The organism is Kutzneria chonburiensis, from assembly GCF_028622115.1.
In the GTDB taxonomy this organism is placed as follows: domain Bacteria; phylum Actinomycetota; class Actinomycetes; order Mycobacteriales; family Pseudonocardiaceae; genus Kutzneria; species Kutzneria chonburiensis.
Genome location: NZ_CP097263.1, coordinates 5,113,450 through 5,127,120, shown reverse-complemented (window position 1 = coordinate 5,127,120; position 13,671 = coordinate 5,113,450). Strand labels below are relative to the sequence as shown.

The following is a 13,671-nucleotide window of genomic DNA, read 5'->3' as shown; positions in this document are numbered from 1 at the left end:
GTCAGGGGGTCAGCCACTGCACGTCCCGCAGCCACGGCAGCGTGATGAGCAGGATCACCATCAGTAGCACCATCGCGCCGACGGTGCTGAGCTGGCGGCGCATCAGCAGCTGGCCGCCGCGGTGCGTGATGCGGTCGGGCTCCTCCTCGGGCCACTCCATGGCCTGCTCCGGCTTGAACCCGGTGTGCAGCCAGAACAGCACGCCCATGATCGTGGCCAGCCCCATCACCAGGTCGCCAACGGCCCCGCCGAAGGCCACGAAGGCCAGGCCGGCGACCGGCACGGCGAGATAGACCACGGCCAGCGGCTGCTTGGGCGGCGGCAGCTTCAGCCAGACCCGGATCGCCGCCCCGCCCCAGAGGACGACGGTGGCGATGGTGAGCATGAAGACCAACGTAGGCATGGCGCCCTCCCCTGCTCGCGACTATACGCCCGGCGAGAGGGCGGTCACTCAGCGCGACAAGGGGTCAGCGCAGCAGCCCCCGTTCGAAGGCCGTTGCCACGGCGGCGGCCCGGTCCGAGACGCCGAGCTTGGCGTAGAGGTGGAGCAGGTGGGTCTTGACCGTGGCCTCGCTGATGAACAGCTTCGCCGCGGCCTCGCGGTTGGTCGCGCCCTTCGCTATCAGTGCTAGGACTTCCAGCTCCCGCTTGCTGAGGTCGTCCTTGGCCGGGGCGCGGACCTGGCCGAGCAGCTTGGTCGCCACGGTGGGAGACAGCACCGCCTCGCCGCGGGCGGCGGCCCGGACGGCGCGGAGGAGCTCCGCTCGTGGTGTGTCCTTGAGCAGGTAGCCGGTGGCGCCGGCCTCGATGGCCGGCAGCACGTCGCTGTCGGTGTCGTACGTGGTCAGAACCAGCACCTTCGCCCTGATCGCTAGCGTTGCTAGCTTTCGTATCGCTGCTACGCCGTCCATACCGGGCATGCGCAGGTCCATCAGCACCACGTCGGGGTCGAGCGCCTGGGCGTAGGCCACGGCCTCGGCGCCGTCGGCGGCCTCGCCGACCACGTCGAACTCGGGGTCGCCGGCGAACATGCCGTGCAGCCCGTTCCGCACGACCGGGTGATCGTCGACGATGAGCAGCCGGATCGCGTCACTCACCGCGCACACTCACTGGGCACGCTCGCCGAGATCGCGGTGCCGGCACCGGGCTCCGATTCGACGGCCAGCGTGCCGCCGACGCCGTCCATCCGCTGCCGCATCACGGTTAGTCCGAAGCCGCCTGCCCGCCCGCCGCTGAACCCGCGGCCGTCGTCACGGACGTCCAACACCACCTGGTCGTCCAAATAGGACAGGGTGACGCCGACCCGGGAAGCCTTGGCGTGCTTGGCCACGTTGGCCAACGCTTCCTGGGCCACCCGGAACAGTGCTACCTCCCGATCCGGCGTCACGGGCCGCGGCTGCCCCTCCGTGGACATCGTCGCCGGCACGCCGCTGTCCCGCGACCAGCCCTCCGCCAGTTCCGCCACCGCGTCGACCAATCTGTTGTCCTCCAACGGTTCCGGCCGCAGCGCCTGCACCGACCGGCGGGCCTGGGTGAGGCTCTCCCGAGCCAGCCGGGTGGCCCGCTCCACATGGGACGGATCCCGGGTCTGCTCGGCCGCCTGCAACTGCGTGATGATGCCGGCCAGGCCCTGGGCCAGCGTGTCGTGGATCTCGCGGGCCATCCGCTGCCGCTCGTCCAGCACACCGGCCTCCCGCGCCTGCACCAGGAGCTGCTCGTGCAGGCCGGTGTTCTCGGCCAACGCGGCGGTCAGCTCCTCGCTGGTCCGGCGGTACTTCTCCATCTGCCGGCCGACCATGAAACCGGCGTACACCATCGGCACGACCACGCTGGTCAGCACCGTCCACGGCTGCGCGTCCGGCCCCTGCACGACCACGCTGAGCGTGGTCTGGGCCGCCACGCCGACCGCGATCCACCGGGGCGGCAGCAACGCAAAGGCCAGGCCGTAGCCGATCGCCCCGAACACCGCGAGCAGCGAACTGGCCCACTGCATCGCGACGATCAACGCGATCATCAGCACGTAGTACGGGACCGGCCACCGGGCCACACCTTGCCGGGCGAAGGCCAGGGCGATCGCCGTGGCCCCGGCCAATGCCAGCACCACCCAAGGCGGCTGGCCCTCGACCGGGACCGTCAGCGCCAGCACGGTGGACAGGATCAGCAGCCCGTAGCCGCTCACCCAGAAGATGTGCCGGTCCTTGTCGGTCATGGCGCGCTACTCCCAGCGGAACAGCCGGGCCGCGGCCAGCCCGAACACCACCGTGATGGTAGCCAGCACGCCCAGGTGCAGCAGCTGCGGGAAGTGACCGTCCCAGGCGTCGCGCACCGCCTGCATGGTCGCGCCCAGCGGCATGAAGTCGCCGATACGGGTCAGGAATCCGGGCAGCGCCTCGCGCGGCGTGAACACGCCGCCGGTGAACATGTTGACGAAGAACAGCAGCATGCCGATGGCCGTGGCCATCCGGGCCGTCGGCGCGATCGCCGCCACCAGCAGGCCGACCGCGAACAGGGCCAGCGCGCCGAGCACGAACGCCAGCACGAAACCCAACGGCTGAGCCGGCAGCGGGAAGCCGATGATCGCGCCCGCGACCACCACCACGACCGCCATCGCCGCCGCCACGGCACAGCTGACCAGCAGCTGTCCGATCAGGACCTTCGACGGGTGCACCGGCGTGGTGTAGAGGCGGCGCAGGATGCCCTTCTCCCGGTAGCCGGCCAGGATCGTCGGCAGCAGGTTCAACGACAGGATGGCCAGCGAGAACGAGACGGCCAGGCCGGGGAAGTAGGTGAAGATCGGGTCGCCGTCCGGGGTGATGATCAGTCCGAACGAGACCATGATCAGCAGCGGCAGGCCGAGCGTGGCCGCGACCGCCGCGGGCTCCCGCAGGTACAGGCGCAGTTCCGAGCCGGCGATACGAAGCTGGGCGCTCATCATGCGTCCTTTCCGGTCAGCGCCACGAAGGCGTCGTCCAGACTGGCCTGCTCGACCCGCAGGTCGGCGGCGACGATTCGGTGCCGGGCCAGCACGGACGTGACCGCCTGCAACAGGTCGCCGGTGCCGGTGATCTCCAGCTGCGGGCCGACCTGACGCATCGACGTGACTTCCGGCAGATCGGTGAGCAGACCGTCCGGCACGGGCACGCTCGGCCGGAATCGGATGCGCTGCTCGGCGGCCACCTTGGAGACCAGCCCGGCCGGCGTGTCCAGGGCGACAACGCGGCCGCGGTCGATCACCGCGATCCGGTCGCACAGCCGCTCGGCCTCGGCCATGAAATGCGTGACGAGCAACACGGTGACTCCCCGGCCGCGGATGTCCTCGACCAGGCCCCAGGTGTCCCGGCGGGCCTGCGGATCCAGTCCGGTGGTCAGCTCGTCCAGCACCGCGATCTCGGGCTTGCCGACCAGCGCCAGCGCGATGAACAGGCGCTGCTTCTGGCCGCCGGACAGCTTGCCGAACGGCGTGTTCGCCTTGTCGGCCAGGCCCCAGTCGTCCAGCAGTGTCCGCCAGTCCATCGGGTCGGCGTAGAAGGAGCTGTAGAGCCGCAGCGCTTCCCGAACGCGCATCTTCTCGGGCAGCTGGCTCTCCTGGAACTGCACGCCGATGCGGGTGCGCAGGGTGTCGTGGTCGCGGCGCGGGTCCAAACCGAGGACCCGTACGGCGCCGGCGTCCGGCGTCCGCAGGCCCTCGACGCATTCCACCGTCGTGGTCTTGCCGGCCCCGTTCGGGCCGAGCACGCCGAAGATCTCGCCTCGTTCGACGGTGAACGACACGTCGTGCACGGCGACGTGATCCCGATAACGTTTGTGGAGGTGCTCCACCTCGATGACCGCCATGGCCCCAGCGTCGCCGTCCAGGCACTTCGCCGGCATCGACCGGGCGATCAGCCCGGGGTCAACCGATCGGTGGATGGCGGGGTCGGCACGAGCGGCCGAGCCGACTGTGCGAGGATCCCGCCTGAGATCCACAGGTGTCCCGAAAGGCGGAGGAGATGGTCGACCACTCGCGCGTGCCGCGACTGATCTTCGCGGTGGTGGGCGTGCTCGTCGCCGTCATCGGCGTCGTAGGGCTGGTTTCCGGGGGCGGCGGCTCGCTCGGCGATGTCACGCCGACCGCGCACGTCATCGGCCTGGCGCTGAGCCCCCTGCACAGCCTGCTGCTGGTGATCTTCGGTGTGATCGGCGCGCTGTCGTCGTTCGTGCGCCGGCTGACCGCGCCGTGGGCGATGCTCCAGTTCGCGGTGTTCTCCGGCTTCTTCGCCTACGGCGTCGCCGTGCCGGACTCGCTCGGCCTGAACCTGGCCGACCACATCCTGCACCTGGTGGTGCTGACCGTCAGCGCCGTCTGCGCGCTGCTGGTGGCCGCCCCGTTCATGGGCTCCGACCGGCACTGATTTCCGACCTGTGGAAACGCCACGTGCGGCGGCTCTCGTTGGCCGCGCACGTGGCGTTTCCACGTTCAGCGGGTCACACCGCCGCGGTCGGCGGCTGCTGCGTGGCCAGCGTGAAAGTCGGGTTGCCCTGGTCGTCCACGTTGGCGTCCAGGATCTTGTCGTCAAGGTAGGTCGCCGCGGCATCGTCGAGGAACAGCCGCGCCCCGTCGCCCGCGATCACCCGGTCCGCCTCGTCCGGCTGGGGCGCCAGTGCGAGCGCGAGTCGGCCGTCTTGGTTGGCGATCCGCAGGCCGGTGCCGTCGGGCACGCCGTCGTCGCTGGTCAGATCGCGCACGACCGCAACAGCGGTCGGCGTGAGCGTGAGCATGTGTTCTCCGTTCGACGTCGTTCGCGTTGAAGTGGCCACGCTAGCCCGGTCTCACCGTCGTCGCAGGCCGTCGGCCGTGAGTGTCCTTTGTGGACCTCTGAACCCTGGTGGTCAAAGCACTTGACCGCGCTCGGAAATTTTTCTGGTTTGACGACGTGATGCGGTGGGAACACTGGTTGCGGGTGCGGGAAGAGGAACAGGGAAGAGCACGGCGGTGTGGACGCGCACAGAGTCGGGGGTGCGCGCCCATGCCGCCGTGCTTGCCTTGGTGGATCGGAGTTTTGTGGTTTGCCTCCGCTGATCACGGGTACGCCCTCCATCGAGGACGGAGGCGATGACTGATGACCAGCACAGTGAAATTGGCTGCCGGGGCGGCGATCGCCGCTGGGTGTGCCGTCTGGGCTTTGGCGACGCCGGCACAGGCCGCGCCGTCGAGCCCGTGTTCCGCGGCCGCGCGGGCCTGCGTCGACCTGTCGACGCACCAGGCGTGGCTGATGCGCGGCGGAGTCGTGACCTACGGACCGGTGCCGGCGATGCCCGGCATGGCGAGTGCGCCGACGGATCCGGGGACATTCCGCGTGACGTTCAAGGATCTGCACCACCGCAGCACCATCTTCAACAACGCGCCGATGCCGTACTCGGTGTTCTTCAACGGCGGTGACGCGTTCCACGAGGGCAGCCTGACCGACCCCTCGCACGGCTGCGTGCACCTCGCGCACGCCGCGGCTGCCACGTTCTACACCAGCCTGAAGCCGGGCGACGTGGTCCAGGTGGTCCGATAACGACAAGAACGCGGGTGACGCCGAACCGGCGTCACCCGCGTTTTTCGTTACAGGGCACCGAGTCCGTTGGGTGTGCCGAGGCCGGTCGGGCCGTCGTAGCCCTTGCCGGCGGTGCACAGGTAGTCGCCGCCGCAGTCCCAGTGCTGCTTGTTGCTGCCCGTCGTGACGTCGTGCAGCGCGCTCGTGTGCTGGTAGATGTACTTGGCGTTGCCCAGCTTGGCCGAGTTGCCGGCCAGTGCGATCATGGCCGCGATGATCGGCGACGACGCGCTGGTGCCGCCGACCACGAACCAGTCGCCGGCCGAGTACACGGCCGGACCGGTCGCCGGGTCGGCGACCGCGGAGATGTCGGCGATCGTCCGGTTGGGACAGTTCTTGTCGGTCTGCCACGAAGGCTTGGTCACGTAACCGGAACAGCCCGAGCCGGCCTTCTTCCACGCCGACTCGGTCCAGCCGCGGGCGCTGCTGTCCTTGGTCAGCGTGGTGCCGCCGACCGCGATCACCGTGCTCAGCGAGGCCGGCCAGCTGGCCTCGAGGAAGCCGGCGTCGCCGCTGGACGCGGTGATCGCCACCCCGGGCTTGGTGAAGTCCTTGGCGTGGGCCATGGACTCGGTGTTCTCGTCGCCGCCGAAGCTGTTCGACACGGCCACCGCGCCGGAGCCGGTGGCGGCCGTCTCGGCCTTCGACAGATCGGCGGTGCTGGAGCTGTTCGACTCGACCAGCACGATGCGGCACGCCGGGCAGACCGCGCTGACCATGTCCAGGTCGAGCGAGATCTCGTCGGTCCAGTCGTCGTCCGGGTTGACCGGCGGCAGTGGCGCGGTCTTGCCGTCCTGGTTGAGGATGGTCAGGCAGCCATTGGCCGTGGTGCACGCCGGCAGGCCGAACGTCTTGCGGTAGACGGCCAGATCCTGCTCGGCGGTGGCATCGCCGTTGGCGTCCACGATCGCGACGGTGCCGCCCTTGGCATCGGACGGAATGCTGTACGCGGACTTGATGTCGGCCGGCGCCAGGCCGTCCGGCAGCTTGGCCGCGCTCGGCTGCCACTTGGCCGTGGCCGACAGCGCGAGGCACCGGGCGTGGCCGCTCACGGCCTTGGCGCACACCGGATGCGCGTCGACAGTCGGCTGTGCGTCCTCATTGGACGGTGCAGTGGCGATGCCGTTCGGGGCGTTGACCAGGGCGGCATTGTGCACGGTCTCGTCCAGCGTGCTGCCGGACTTGTCAACGGCGTGGAAACGCAGCGCCAGGTAGCCGGGCTTGCCGGCCGGCACGGTGAAGGCGCCGGTCGCGTGATGGCCGTCCTTGAGCGTGACGGTCGTCGGCTGCCATGTTTTGCCGTCATCAAAGGAGATATCGGCCGTCGCGGCGCTGACGTCCGGGTCGGCCGCGCCGGTCTGGTGGTGGAACGCCAGCGACACGGTCGCCTTGCCGGGCGCGATGTTGTCGTGGCTGTCCTGGTTGAAACCCGCGCCGGCGTACAGGATCGGCACCGGACCGTTCGACGTCGTGGAGTCGAAGCCCCAGGCGATCTGAGTGTGCGTGGACAGCGCGGTGGTGTTGGTGTCGTGCGTGGCGTCGATCTTGTAGAGGTAGTGGTGCTTGCCGGCGGCCAGCTTCTGGTCGAACTGGTAGCCCTCGGTGCCGCCGCTGTAGATCTGCTTGCCGTCCTCGGCCAGCGTGGTCGGGCCGTCGCTCCACTGCCCGATGTTGCCGGCGAAGTCGGTGTCCATCACGCCGACGCCGTGCAGGGTGTCGCCGTCACGGCACAGGAAGCACGGACCGTCCACAGTCGACGGTGACGGCGTGATCACGCCGCCCCGCCAGGTCAGCGCCGTGTGCTGGCCGCCCTTGAGCGGCAGTATGCGGTCAAGGTTGGTGAACGGGCTGCCGTTGGGGTTGAACGTGCCCTCGTAGTCGAAGGACGGGTCCGTGGACACGTAGTGCCGGTCGGCAGCGGGGGCCGTCACGTCGAGGTACGGGACGACGGGCAGCGCCGGGTTGCCGGGCCCCTGGGAGTGCAGCGCGAAGTCGTCGAACATGATGGCGCGCTGGCTGGGCTGATCGGTCACGTAGGTGTTGTCGATCGTGGCCAGCGATGACGCCTTCACCGCGTAGGTCTGGTTCGCGCCAATGGAATCCGTCTTCGGCGTGGCTAACGCGTAGGTGTACGGCGCAACGGTGCCGACGGGGGAGTTGCGGCGGCCGGCAACCGAGTACTGGAGCGTGCCGTACTGCGCCTTGGCCGCCTGGCCGACGTAGAAGCGGGTGCCGGCCAGCGCCCCGATGTCCAGGGTGGCCAGCTTGTTTCCGACGCCACGGCTCCAGCCGACGACGGTCGCGCCGTCCACGCTGGGCAGCGGCGTCGTGAACGACACCGGGGACGCCTTGCGGCCGTCGATGGCCACCGTGCTGCCGGCCGTCGGCACGGTGACGTCGGTGGCGGTCAGCAGTTCCGTCTCGGTCGGGTTGTCCTGCGCGTCGGTCTCGAACGCGGCGACGGCGACGCTGTAGTGCCCGGCCGGCACGGCGATCCGCGAGTCGCCGGTCAGCATGATGCCGTCCCAGGTGGCCCGGCCCGGGTCGTCGGTGTTGATCACGACGACCTCGGCCGCCTGCACCGGCTTGCCCTCGTGATCGGTGGCGGTGATGTGCAGCGGGGCCATCACGTAGTTCGGATGAGCGGCCGGCGCAGTGCCGCCGATCTCGAAGGCGTCCAACGAGCTGAGGTGCTTGAGCGCGGCCGCCGGCACGACCGTCGGCCGGCCGTCCAGCCACGTCGTGATCGCGGCCGCGCCGTGGCCCGGCGCGGGTAGGAAGTCGGCGCGGCCGCCGTGAATCCGCACGTGATCACCGGTGGGCAGGGCGTAGACGCCCGGCCGAACCGACGGCGTCGCGGCCTGCGCGGCCGGTGTGATCACGGCGGCGGCCGCGAGAACCAATGGGGCGACGGCGAAGCCGGCAGTCAGCCGGCGTCCGGTAGAGCGCACGCGTGAACTCCGTCCTGGGGCGGTGTCATGACCGCTCGGGCGGGGCGGAAGCCGCTGGCGAGCCGCTCTCACTTCTACGAGAGGCAGCGTCGATGCGTCAAGGGAAGGTGGCCGTAGGTCACCACCACACCGGGCAAACCGGGCGTCGACATCCGATGTTCAGACCAATTCACGCACGTGACCGGGGTGATCGGTCCGGCCTAACCGGGCATGGGCCATTCGGCGACCGTCGACCGCCGGTCGTCGCGCCGGGGGCCGAACCGGCCGGAATCGAAGATCGTCATTGGCATCATGGAGGCCATGCCAGCACAGCGCGACGCCGAGAAACCGGCGCGCAAGATCATCCACCTTCACCGCCTGTTCGACCGCAAAACCGATGCGGCGCAACGGGAACAGCGTCGCGTCGACGACGAGGCCGTCACCGACCGTGCGGCGCGACCAACTGGGCGGGACTGAGCAGGGCGGTGAACGGCTCGGTCACCTCGACGATCTCGTCGCCGACCGCGGTCAGGATCTGGGTGTACACCCCGTCGCGCAGGGCGAGGCAGCGCAGCTCCGGCAGGCCCGGATCGACCAGCCAGTAGTTCGGGCAGCCGGCCTCCTGGTACTTGGCCCGCTTGAGTTTCAGGTCGACCAGCCGCGTGCTCGGCGACAGCACCTCGACCACCAGCTCGGGCACGCCGGCCAGATGCGTCGGGGTGAAGTCCTCGCGCCGGCCGACCACCACGTCCGGGATGAACACGGTGTCGTCGGCCAGCACGACATCGACGGGGGCCGGCAGCACCTCCAGGTGCGCCGGGCAGTTCATCGTCAGCGCGATCAGCAGCCGCGCGACGATGCGCTGGTGCAGTGGACGGGGCGACGGGCTCATGACGAGCGTCCCGTCCACGAGTTCGTAGCGGTGCCCATCATCTGGCATCGCCTCCAGGTCCGCCCGCGTCAGCGGCCTACCGTGGGGAAATGCAGGAACATCTCCCATGGTGAGCCTCCTCGTGCCGACGATCCACCCGCCCGGCAGCGTACCCGGGCCAGGAAGACGCGACTTTCACGCGAAATCCTGTTGAACCGACGGAGTTCGGCGACTTCGATTGGCACAGCGCCGGTCCGGTTGCCACGGTGATCGCCGCCGGGCGCTGCGCACGGTAGTCGGTTCGGCGGCAACCGTTGGGCCGGCAGGGGGTCTCTTGGCTGTCCGGGTGATTTTGTCGGCAATAGCCCGAACGGCCCACTGTGCGGCGTCTGCGCTGGCTGACGCCGTTATCGCGCCGAGACGACCGGCTACCGTGCGCATATCGACCGCCGACGCCAGGGTGAAATCTAGGTCAGGGTCTTGCCCTTGGTCTCCGGCAGCGTGAGCACCACGAGGAAGCCGATCACCGCGATCGCCGTCAGATACCAGAAGAACAGCGTGGACAGCCCGGCCGCGGCCAGCGCGTTGATCACCAGCGGCGCCGTGCCGCCGAGCACCGCGACCGTGATGTTGTACCAGGCGCCGATGCCGGCGGCCCGGACCTTCGTCGGGAACAGCTCGCTCAGCAGCGCCGGCGCGATCGAGGTCTGCGCCGTGTACAGGCCGAGGCCGACGCAGAACACCAGCGTCAGGCCGGCCAGGCCCGGGCCGATCAGCGTGGACAGCGGCACGCTCAGCACCGCCGTCGCCCCGGTGAAGACGAGCATCTGCGGCCTACGGCCGAACCGATCAGCCAGTGCGCCCAACGGGTACTGGAGCGCGACGAACAGCGCCGTGCCGATCGACAGCGCCAGGAAGACGTCTTGCGCCGCCGCGTGCCGGCTGTTCACCGCGAACGGCGTCAGGGCGCTGAAGTACGTGTAGTAGACCAGCGTCGACACCGCCGTCGTGCCGACCAGCCAGCCCACCGCCTTCGGGTGTTCGCGCAGCGTCGTGCGCAGCGGGTCCTTCACCCGGACCTTGTTCTGCGCGAACGGTTCCGTCTCCTTCAGCGTGCTACGCAGCACCAGCCCCACCAGGCCGAGCACGCCGCCCACGACGAACGGTATGCGCCAGCCGTAGGCGGTCAGCGTCGCCGCCGACATGGTGTGGGCCAACGTGAAGCCCAGGATCGAGGCCAGCAGCACCGCCGAACCCGTTGAGATGTAGAAGAAAGCCGAGTACCTGCCGCGGCGCTCCGGCGGGGCTATCTCACCCAGGTAGGCCGAGGCGTTCGACACTTCACCGCCCAGGGACAGCCCTTGGGCGATTCGTGCCAGCAGCAGCAGTATCGGCGCCAGCCAGCCCGCCTGCTCGAAGCCCGGCAGCACCGCGATCACCAGCGAGCCGCCGGCCATCAGCAGGATCGTGCCGATCATCGCCGGCTTGCGGCCCCGGCTGTCGGCCCACCGGCCCAGCAGGTACCCGCCCAGCGGCCGGAAGAAGAACGCCAGCGCGTACGTCGCCGCCGTGTTCAGCTGGGCCAGCACGTCGTTGCCGGCCGGGAAGAACACCTTCGCGAAGTAGATGCTGAACGTCGCGTAGATCGTCCAGTCGTACCACTCGATCGCGTTGCCGACACTGGCCGCGACCAGCACCCGCACCGGCAGCCGATGCCGCTGTTCCACCGTTGCCATCGCGTGTCCTTCCGGTCGCTTTCCGTCAAGCATGTCCGATCGAGGCCGCCGTGCGAAGCGCCGCTCGGCGGCGTGACCGCAGACCTGCCCGAACGTCCGGTCGGTGACCGCCGGATGGACGCCCGGCCTGTCCACCCGCGGCCAAACATGTCGAGGCGGGCCTTTGCGTGACCTTTCGCCGAATCCCGGTCGAAGCGGCGGAAGGCTGTGGTGACCTGACGGAATGGAGAACTCGGAGCGCGACTTCCTTGACCGGCGGACCCTGCTGCGGTCGGCCGCCCTCACCGGCATCGCGCTGGGCGGTGCGGCCCTGGGCATGGGCACGGCGTCGGCGGCGACCGCGCCGACGATCTACGGCTGCTCGGCCTGGGGCGCGCGGCCGCCGGCCGACCCGCTGACGGTGCTGCCGCACAAGGCGGTGCGGATCCTCATCCACCACACCGACACGCCGAACAGCACCGACTACTCGCAGGCCCACGCCTTCGCGCTGGCCCGGTCCATCCAGAACCACCACATGGACGACAACCACTGGAGCGACACCGGCCAGCACTTCACCAACACCCGCGGCGGCATCGTGATGGAGGGCCGGCACAACAGCCTGTCCACGCTGCGCGGCGGCACGGAGATCGTGCGGGCGGCGCACTGCCCCGGCCAGAACGACATCGCCATCGGGATCGAGAACGAGGGCAACTACATGGCCACCCAGCCGCCGGCCAAGCTGTGGAACTCGCTGGTGACGCTGTGCGCCTACGTCTGCGACCAGTACTCGATCTCGCCCAACGCCATTCAGGGCCACCGCGACTACGTCGCCACCGACTGTCCGGGCGACGTGCTGTACCGCATGCTGCCGCAGCTGCGCCGGGACGTCGCCAGCCACCTGGGAGGATGATCCATGAAGGTCAAGGCCTTACTGCTGGCCGCCGCGCTGCTGACCGCCCCGGTCGCCATCGCCGCGCCCGCCGTTGCCGCCCCGGCCGCGGCGACCTGCGGCAGCCCCGCCACCAGCAATCCGCACACCTGCGCCCAGGCCGTCACGTGGGCCAAGAACCATGTCGGTGTCACCAGTTCCGACTACGACCACCGCTGTGACCACGTCGTCGCCCTGGCCTACGGTCGCTCGGCCAGCGGCCACAACAGCGCTGCCGCGCACTGGTCGGCCACGCCCAGCCGGTACAAGCACTCCGGCACCACGGTGCCGGCCGGCGGCCTGGCCTTCTTCAGCATCCCCAACAGCACCGCCGGCCACGTGATGATCTCCATCGGCAACGGCAAGTTCGTCTCCAACGACATCGTGGCCGCCGGCAAGCTCAGCGAGACCACCATCGCCACCATCGAGAGCAAGTGGGGCGGCCACTACCTCGGCTGGTCCAACCCCTGGTTCTGACGGGCGGCGACGCCGAACAGGATCACCGGCAGCACCAGCAGGCCGGCGGCCAGGCTCAGGCCGCTGTAGGTCAGTACGGACAGGACGACGCCGGCCAGGGCGGCTCCGGTCGCGCCGACGAGGCTCATGAGCAGATCGGAGACGCCCTGCACGGCGGGCCGGCGGGCCAGTTCGACGGAGTCGGCGACGAGGGTGGAGCCGGCCACGGTGGACATGGACCAGCCGAGGCCGAGGGTGATCAGGGCGACGGTGACCATGGTCATGGAGTCGCCGGCGGTGGCGGCCAGGACCACGGCGAGCACGAGGACGGCCTGGCCGGCCAGGACGGTGCGGACGCGGCCCCAACGGTCGGCGATCCAGCCCATGACCGGTGACAGCGCGTACATGCCGGCGATGTGCAGGCTGATGGTCAGGCCGATGATGGTCAGCGTGGAACCGTGCTCCTGCATGTGAACCGGGGTCATGGCCATCAGCGACACCATGGTGGTGTGCGAGAAGGCCAATGTGGCGACGCCGAATCGGGCCTGGGGCGAGGATTTGATGACCTCCCAGCCGACACGGAGGTTGCGGCCGGCGGAGCCGTTGCGGGCCAACGGATCGGGCCGTAGCAGGACAAAAAGTACGATCACGGCGCCGGCGGCCGCGACCGCGGAGAAGACGAACGGGCCGGCCAGCGGGGGAATACCGAGCACCTCGGCGACCGACGCGCCGGGCTTGGTCAGGTTGGGGCCGCCGACCGCGCCGATGGTGGACGACCACACGACCAGCGCCAGCGACCGGCCGCGGTGGCGGGGATCGGCCAGGTCTGTGGCGGCGAACCGGGACTGGAGATTGGCCGCGGTGCCGGCGCCCATCAACAGCATTGCCGGCAGCGTCAACGGAAACGAGTGGATGGAGGCCGCCAGGATGACCAGCAGCGCGCCGAGCATGGACACCGCCCAGCCGAGGCTGAGCGCGAGCCGCCGTCCGCGCGCGGCGGCCACCCTGGCCAGGGGTAATGCCCACACGGCCGCGCCGAGCGTGGTCATGGTGGACGCGCTGCCCGACCACGCGGCGGAGCCGGACAGGTCGGCGGCCAGCACCGCGCCGACCGACACCGACGCGCCGATCCCGATGCTGCCGGTGATCTGCGCGGCCACCAGCACAGCGAGCGTTCTCCGTTGCGACACAG

General features: G+C 69.8%; 15 protein-coding genes. 5 read left to right on the top strand and 10 right to left on the bottom strand.

Annotated elements, in window-relative coordinates; all coding sequences use genetic code 11:
- Position 1 precedes the first annotated feature (1 nt).
- The 5 genes from M3Q35_RS23045 to M3Q35_RS23025 form a co-directional block, all read right to left on the bottom strand.
- Complete coding sequence (locus M3Q35_RS23045) at positions 2 to 403, bottom strand: hypothetical protein (protein ID WP_273944100.1); 402 nt, start codon at positions 401 to 403, stop codon at positions 2 to 4.
- Positions 404 to 467: 64 nt separating this feature from the next.
- Positions 468 to 1,097 carry a response regulator gene (locus M3Q35_RS23040; RefSeq protein WP_273944098.1) on the bottom strand — a complete coding sequence of 210 codons (630 nt, stop codon included), beginning with the start codon at positions 1,095 to 1,097 and terminating at the stop codon, positions 468 to 470.
- Positions 1,094 to 2,209: a sensor histidine kinase gene (locus tag M3Q35_RS23035; protein ID WP_273944097.1), complete on the bottom strand. Its 1,116-nt coding sequence runs from the start codon at positions 2,207 to 2,209 to the stop codon at positions 1,094 to 1,096. Before M3Q35_RS23035 ends, M3Q35_RS23040 begins: the two co-directional genes overlap by 4 nt.
- Before the next feature lie 6 nt (positions 2,210 to 2,215).
- The gene (locus M3Q35_RS23030) at positions 2,216 to 2,932 is read right to left on the bottom strand and encodes an ABC transporter permease (RefSeq protein WP_273944095.1); all 717 of its coding nucleotides are present in this window, start codon (positions 2,930 to 2,932) and stop codon (positions 2,216 to 2,218) included.
- Positions 2,932 to 3,834: an ABC transporter ATP-binding protein gene (locus M3Q35_RS23025; protein ID WP_273944093.1), complete on the bottom strand. Its 903-nt coding sequence runs from the start codon at positions 3,832 to 3,834 to the stop codon at positions 2,932 to 2,934. The genes M3Q35_RS23030 and M3Q35_RS23025 overlap by 1 nt, the downstream gene beginning before the upstream one ends.
- A gap of 134 nt (positions 3,835 to 3,968) precedes the next feature.
- Between M3Q35_RS23025 and M3Q35_RS23020 the strand changes: the two genes are divergently transcribed.
- Entirely contained in the window at positions 3,969 to 4,391 is a 423-nt protein-coding gene (locus M3Q35_RS23020; protein WP_273944092.1) for a DUF4383 domain-containing protein, read from the top strand.
- A 73-nt stretch (positions 4,392 to 4,464) separates the two neighbouring features.
- On the opposite strand, the gene M3Q35_RS23015 is transcribed toward M3Q35_RS23020, so the two are convergent.
- A complete protein-coding gene (locus M3Q35_RS23015; protein WP_273944091.1) occupies positions 4,465 to 4,758 on the bottom strand; it encodes a hypothetical protein in 294 nt (97 codons plus the stop codon).
- 341 nt (positions 4,759 to 5,099) lie between these two features.
- Between M3Q35_RS23015 and M3Q35_RS23010 the strand changes: the two genes are divergently transcribed.
- Positions 5,100 to 5,540, top strand: a complete 441-nt coding sequence (locus M3Q35_RS23010; protein WP_273944090.1) for a L,D-transpeptidase — start codon at positions 5,100 to 5,102, stop codon at positions 5,538 to 5,540.
- Positions 5,541 to 5,587: 47 nt separating this feature from the next.
- On the opposite strand, the gene M3Q35_RS23005 is transcribed toward M3Q35_RS23010, so the two are convergent.
- The gene (locus tag M3Q35_RS23005) at positions 5,588 to 8,530 is read right to left on the bottom strand and encodes a S53 family peptidase (protein WP_273944088.1); all 2,943 of its coding nucleotides are present in this window, start codon (positions 8,528 to 8,530) and stop codon (positions 5,588 to 5,590) included.
- 210 nt (positions 8,531 to 8,740) lie between these two features.
- Between M3Q35_RS23005 and M3Q35_RS23000 the strand changes: the two genes are divergently transcribed.
- Positions 8,741 to 8,986 (top strand): hypothetical protein, encoded by a 246-nt coding sequence (locus M3Q35_RS23000; RefSeq protein WP_273944087.1) that lies wholly within the window; start codon positions 8,741 to 8,743, stop codon positions 8,984 to 8,986.
- Here M3Q35_RS23000 and M3Q35_RS22995 read toward each other — a convergent pair.
- Both M3Q35_RS22995 and M3Q35_RS22990 read right to left on the bottom strand, forming a co-directional pair.
- Entirely contained in the window at positions 8,949 to 9,449 is a 501-nt protein-coding gene (locus M3Q35_RS22995; protein ID WP_273944086.1) for a Uma2 family endonuclease, read from the bottom strand. The genes M3Q35_RS23000 and M3Q35_RS22995 overlap by 38 nt on opposite strands.
- Before the next feature lie 398 nt (positions 9,450 to 9,847).
- On the bottom strand, positions 9,848 to 11,116 hold the full coding sequence (locus M3Q35_RS22990; RefSeq protein ID WP_273944085.1) for an MFS transporter: 1,269 nt from the start codon (positions 11,114 to 11,116) through the stop codon (positions 9,848 to 9,850).
- 223 nt (positions 11,117 to 11,339) lie between these two features.
- Here M3Q35_RS22990 and M3Q35_RS22985 point away from each other — a divergent pair, with 223 nt between their 5' ends.
- Both M3Q35_RS22985 and M3Q35_RS22980 read left to right on the top strand, forming a co-directional pair.
- Entirely contained in the window at positions 11,340 to 12,005 is a 666-nt protein-coding gene (locus M3Q35_RS22985) for a peptidoglycan recognition protein family protein (protein ID WP_273944084.1), read from the top strand.
- 3 nt (positions 12,006 to 12,008) lie between these two features.
- Positions 12,009 to 12,500, top strand: coding sequence for an NlpC/P60 family protein (locus M3Q35_RS22980; protein ID WP_273944083.1), 492 nt, complete (start codon positions 12,009 to 12,011; stop codon positions 12,498 to 12,500).
- Here M3Q35_RS22980 and M3Q35_RS22975 read toward each other — a convergent pair.
- Positions 12,470 to 13,669, bottom strand: a complete 1,200-nt coding sequence (locus M3Q35_RS22975) for an MFS transporter (RefSeq protein ID WP_273944082.1) — start codon at positions 13,667 to 13,669, stop codon at positions 12,470 to 12,472. The two genes, M3Q35_RS22980 and M3Q35_RS22975, sit on opposite strands and share 31 nt — an antisense overlap.
- Between the last annotated feature and the right edge of the window lie 2 nt (positions 13,670 to 13,671).

Bases quoted from the DNA above. Each gene is read 5' to 3' on its own strand.
- M3Q35_RS23045 (WP_273944100.1), bottom strand. From the start codon at position 403: ATGCCTACGTTGGTCTTCATGCTCACCATCGCCACCGTCGTCCTCTGG.
- M3Q35_RS23035 (WP_273944097.1), bottom strand. From the start codon at position 2,209: ATGACCGACAAGGACCGGCACATCTTCTGGGTGAGCGGCTACGGGCTG.
- M3Q35_RS23030 (WP_273944095.1), bottom strand. From the start codon at position 2,932: ATGAGCGCCCAGCTTCGTATCGCCGGCTCGGAACTGCGCCTGTACCTG.
- M3Q35_RS23025 (WP_273944093.1), bottom strand. From the start codon at position 3,834: ATGGCGGTCATCGAGGTGGAGCACCTCCACAAACGTTATCGGGATCAC.
- M3Q35_RS23015 (WP_273944091.1), bottom strand. From the start codon at position 4,758: ATGCTCACGCTCACGCCGACCGCTGTTGCGGTCGTGCGCGATCTGACC.
- M3Q35_RS23010 (WP_273944090.1), top strand. From the start codon at position 5,100: ATGACCAGCACAGTGAAATTGGCTGCCGGGGCGGCGATCGCCGCTGGG.
- M3Q35_RS23000 (WP_273944087.1), top strand. From the start codon at position 8,741: ATGGGCCATTCGGCGACCGTCGACCGCCGGTCGTCGCGCCGGGGGCCG.
- M3Q35_RS22995 (WP_273944086.1), bottom strand. From the start codon at position 9,449: ATGCCAGATGATGGGCACCGCTACGAACTCGTGGACGGGACGCTCGTC.
- M3Q35_RS22990 (WP_273944085.1), bottom strand. From the start codon at position 11,116: ATGGCAACGGTGGAACAGCGGCATCGGCTGCCGGTGCGGGTGCTGGTC.
- M3Q35_RS22985 (WP_273944084.1), top strand. From the start codon at position 11,340: ATGGAGAACTCGGAGCGCGACTTCCTTGACCGGCGGACCCTGCTGCGG.
- M3Q35_RS22980 (WP_273944083.1), top strand. From the start codon at position 12,009: ATGAAGGTCAAGGCCTTACTGCTGGCCGCCGCGCTGCTGACCGCCCCG.